The sequence below is a fragment of the Zhongshania sp. genome, from assembly GCF_041623545.1.
In the GTDB taxonomy this organism is placed as follows: domain Bacteria; phylum Pseudomonadota; class Gammaproteobacteria; order Pseudomonadales; family Spongiibacteraceae; genus Spongiibacter.
The window spans coordinates 1-4,185 of sequence record NZ_JBFJWS010000281.1 but is presented as its reverse complement, the minus strand read 5'-3'; the positions used below and the strand labels follow the sequence as shown (position 1 = coordinate 4,185).

At 53.2% G+C, this 4,185-nt stretch carries 6 protein-coding genes; all 6 read right to left on the bottom strand.

Annotated features, from left to right (window positions below):
* Positions 1-555: flagellar basal-body rod protein FlgG (flgG, locus tag ABYT30_RS16425; protein WP_373097539.1), on the bottom strand; the 555-nt coding region annotated here is incomplete at its 3' end.
* Positions 556-568: 13 nt separating this feature from the next.
* Positions 569-1,312, bottom strand: coding sequence for a flagellar basal body rod protein FlgF (locus tag ABYT30_RS16420; RefSeq protein ID WP_373097538.1), 744 nt, complete (start codon positions 1,310-1,312; stop codon positions 569-571).
* 38 nt (positions 1,313-1,350) lie between these two features.
* On the bottom strand, positions 1,351-2,568 hold the full coding sequence (gene flgE / locus ABYT30_RS16415; RefSeq protein WP_373077209.1) for a flagellar hook protein FlgE: 1,218 nt from the start codon (positions 2,566-2,568) through the stop codon (positions 1,351-1,353).
* Between the two features lie 57 nt (positions 2,569-2,625).
* Positions 2,626-3,291 (bottom strand): flagellar hook assembly protein FlgD, encoded by a 666-nt coding sequence (locus ABYT30_RS16410; protein ID WP_373097536.1) that lies wholly within the window; start codon positions 3,289-3,291, stop codon positions 2,626-2,628.
* Between the two features lie 11 nt (positions 3,292-3,302).
* Positions 3,303-3,704 (bottom strand): flagellar basal body rod protein FlgC, encoded by a 402-nt coding sequence (flgC, locus tag ABYT30_RS16405; protein ID WP_373077213.1) that lies wholly within the window; start codon positions 3,702-3,704, stop codon positions 3,303-3,305.
* 3 nt (positions 3,705-3,707) lie between these two features.
* Complete coding sequence (flgB, locus tag ABYT30_RS16400; protein ID WP_373097535.1) at positions 3,708-4,124, bottom strand: flagellar basal body rod protein FlgB; 417 nt, start codon at positions 4,122-4,124, stop codon at positions 3,708-3,710.
* Between the last annotated feature and the right edge of the window lie 61 nt (positions 4,125-4,185).

The window sequence follows — 4,185 nt, the reverse complement described above, 5'->3', positions numbered from 1 at the left end:
TTGCAGGCCTGATGGATTTACAAAGTCAGCGAGCTGAAAACTACCGACTTGCACCGGCGCGGCACTGCCCGCCAATACCGCACTGACTACACCGTCTGAACCGATGCTGATACTCAAGGTGCCCTGGGGCACGGTCATACCGGGGTCGACCACATTGCCGGTATTGGTCACAATCTGACCCTGATCATCGAGCTGAAAGGAGCCGTCGCGGGTGTAGGCGATGCTGCCGTCGGGCATTTGAATCTGGAAGAAGCCCTTGCCTTCAATGGCAACATCTAAAGAGTTGCTGGTCTGGTTCAAGGTGCCCTGCTGGTGTATTTTCTCGGTCGACACGACCCGTACCCCGGTACCCACGTGCATACCACTGGGTGAACGGGTTTGTTGCGACGTCTGGCCGCCGACCTGACGCATGTTTTGATAGAGCAAATCTTCAAAGGACGCGCGGTCTTTTTTAAAGCCAGTGGTATTGGCGTTTGCAAGGTTGTTACTTACGACTTGCATCCGGGTTTGTTGGGCATCGAGACCGGTTTTAGCGACCCATAGTGATGAATTCATAAATAACTCCTCGTTATTCCATGCGCATTAAGCGGCTGCCAGTTTCAGCAACCGTTTCTGCCGCACTCATGGTTTTAACTTGCATTTCAAATTGCCGCGCCAGTGCGATCATCGTCACCATGGCATCGACACTGTTCACGTTTGATGCTTCTAAATTACCTGAACTAATACGGATTGCCGACGACGTTGGCGCGCTGCCGCCGTCGCGCATGCGCATTAGCCCATCTTCACCTTTTTGCAGTTGATTGGGCGCCGCGTCGACCAAGCGAATGCGATCGACTGTCGACAGCGACTCAGCGCCCTGCCCCAGCGGTACAATAGAAACCGTGCCGTCTTCGCCAATCATTAGGCTTTCATGCTCGGGAATCGCGACCGGGCCGCCGTCACCCATTACCGGTTGCCCGGCGCCGTTTAGCAGCATGCCGTCACTGGTAATATGGAAGTCGCCACGGCGGCTATAGGCTTCGCTGCCGTCTGGCGCGGTTACCACAAACCAGCCCTTGTCACCGCGTATAGCAACATCTAACTGACGGCCAGTGGCCATAATCGAACCCACTGAAAAATCAGACGTCTCGCCCTGATATACCGAGTTAAAGCGCGTCGCCATACCCGGGCCTTCAACCTGCTGAGACAGAATATTCTGAAAATCGCCACGAAAGCCTGCCGTGCTCACGTTCGCCAAATTATTGGCGTTAGTGGTTTGAGCGAGCTGGGTGTTCTTTGCACCCGTCATGCCGAGATACAGTAATCTGTCCATAACAACTCCGATTTAATGGCGGCCTAGGCCGCCGTCAATTAGCGAATATTGATGATCGCTTGGGTTACTTGGTCAGCAGTTGAGATCATCTGCGCATTGGCTTGGAAATTACGCTGGGCGGTAATCATTTCCACTAGCTGTTCAGTCAAATCAACGTTAGAGCCTTCTAGCGCGCCCGATTGCAATAAACCGAAGTTAGACGTACCCGCCTCACCCACTCGCGGACTGCCTGAGGAGAAGGTTTCGGCCCAAGAGGTGTCGCCCTGCTGCTGCAAGCCATTGGGATTGGTAAAACTCGCCATCGCTATTTTGCCGAGCTGTGTTGCCTGGCCGTTGGTATAACGGGCAGATACCACCCCCGATGGCCCAACTTCAATACCCGTCAGTCGGCCGGTGGTAAAACCGTCTTGCTTGAGGTTGTTTACACCAAACTCCGGCCCGTACTGGGTAGTGGCATTAAAATCGAAGGACAAATCTAGGTCAGCGGCTCCGGTACCGGGATCGTAGGCTGGGTAGGTTACAAGGCCATTGGCCGGTGTTTGCAAAACCCCTGCATTACTAAACGAAAGGGTGTTTGCCCCGCCCACTGCGTTGTTGTCTACATAGAGCTGTTGATTCCAGGTATTGGCCGCCGCGTCGCGCACAAAATACATCGTCGCGGTGTGCTGGGTGCCCAGCGAGTCGTATATCGTCATTGAGGTGGCGTGGTTATAGCTGCCGGGTAAGGTTGGATCAAACGGTGTTACCGTTGGCACTGGGGCATTGCCTGGCAGGTTCACGCCAACCAGACCCCGCACTGTTGCTTGGGGAGCGTTTTCATTCACCTCAAGCTTCAGGTCATTTAGGGCACCGGTGGAGAAATCACCGTTTCCGGTGGGGGCAAATACTTGTAGACGATCACTTTGCGTGTTCACCACATAGCCTTGCGCGTCGACACTGAAGGCGCCAGCGCGCGTATAGGTAACTCCACCGCTGCCTTTGAGGGTAAAGAAGCCCTCACCACTGACCGCCAAGTCCAGATTATTGCCGGTAAAGTCGACATTGCCTTGGGAGAACTGCTGGGTGATTGCGTTTACCCGAACACCGGCGCCGGGCGTGGTTTTGGTCACGTCATTATTTGACGTTGCATAGACATCGGCAAAGGCAGTACGCGAGCCTTTAAAACCCGTCGTATTAACGTTGGCGATATTGTGCGCGGTCACATCCAAATGCGATTGCGCTGCGTTCAAGCCACTAAGTGCGGTATTAAAGCTCATATTGTAACTCCTACTAAGAATGTAGTTTTGTCATTGTCTGAATAGCGCAATTGCAACTCAGCTAATCTCTTTGATTTGTGACAGGCTCACCGTACCTATGCCCTGCACTTGGACCTGCGGGCTGCCACCGCCCACTGGCACACTCACGCTAATAACCGGACTGCGCATCTCAGTAGTGAGGGCTTCAACTTTATTTCCATTTAAATAATTGGCGCGAATTTCGTAGTTGCCCGGTGGCATACGTTCGCCTTTAAGACCAATGCCATCCCATTCAAAGCTGCTGGCCCCTGCGGCCTGAGGCCCCATTGGCACCTTGGCAATGACTTCACCACTGGGCGATAAAATATCGATATCCAAGGCCCGAGTACTGGTGGGCAATTCCACCTGACCGCGGACGCTGCCGGACCTAGGTAGCGAAGCAATACTGGACTCCACTAGCACGTCTTTGCCAATCAGCGACGAAGAGTCGAGGAGCTGCGCCGAATACAGCGAGCCCGTTAGCGCACTGAGGTTTTCGTTCATTTCGCTGATGCCACTCACCGAAGTTAGCTGTGCCATTTGGCTAATAAACTCGGTGTTGTCCGTCGGCTTAAAAGGGTCCTGCGCTTTGAGCTGCTGAAGCATCAAGGTCATAAAATCATCTTGATCAAGAGACGAGGCATCTTTTTTGGCTTTACTGGTGGCGGTCTGCATTTGCAGCTGTTCTAGTGTGCGCACTTCCATTATTCAGACTCCTACTGCTGGCCAAGCTGCAGGGTGCGCAGCATCAGGGTTTTGGTGGTAGAGAAAACTTCGGCGTTATTCTGGAAAGAGCGCGAAGCCGACATCATATTGGCCATTTCTTCCACGGTATTGACGTTCGACGAATAGATATACCCATCGATGTCTGCCTGGGGATGACCCGGTTCGTAACGTTTCATTACTGGCGCGTTACTTTCAACAACACCGGTCACAGCAACCCCCGCCACTTCGCGCTGTTGATCTAGCACGGTGGCAAACACGGTTTGCCGCGAGCGGTAGGCTTCTTCTTCACTACCCGCTACCGAATCGGCATTGGCCATATTGCTGGCCACGGTATTGAGCCGCATCATTTGCGCGTTCATTGCTGACGCGGCGATGTCGAGTGGATTAGCCATGATTTATCGGCCTCCCTGAAGGACAGATTTAAGCCCGCTTAAGCGGCTACCTAAAAATTGTAAGGTTGCCTGATAACGCATGGAGTTATCGGCAAACTCGGCCTGTTCGATATGGGTTTCAACGGTATTGCCGTCCAGAGAAGGCTGGTATGGCTGGCGATATTTTAATGAGGCTGACAGCGCATCGGCACTGCCGTCGGCGCGGTGCTGGTGGCCTGCGTTGGTCACTTTAAGCGACAACATTGGCTGATCTCCCGCTGCAGCTGAATTCGATAGCGCCGTGCGAAAGTCAATGTCTTGGGCCTTGTAGCCAGGGGTGTCGGCGTTGGCAATATTTGCAGCCAACACTTCATTGCGCTTCTGCCGCAAAAACAGTGCTTGCTCGTGGACCCCTAAGGCTTTGTCAAAATTAATCGCCATTTTCTTACCGTTTCGCTAAAGTTGTTCGGTTTGCTGCCGTTAATCGGATCAAGCGAGATAC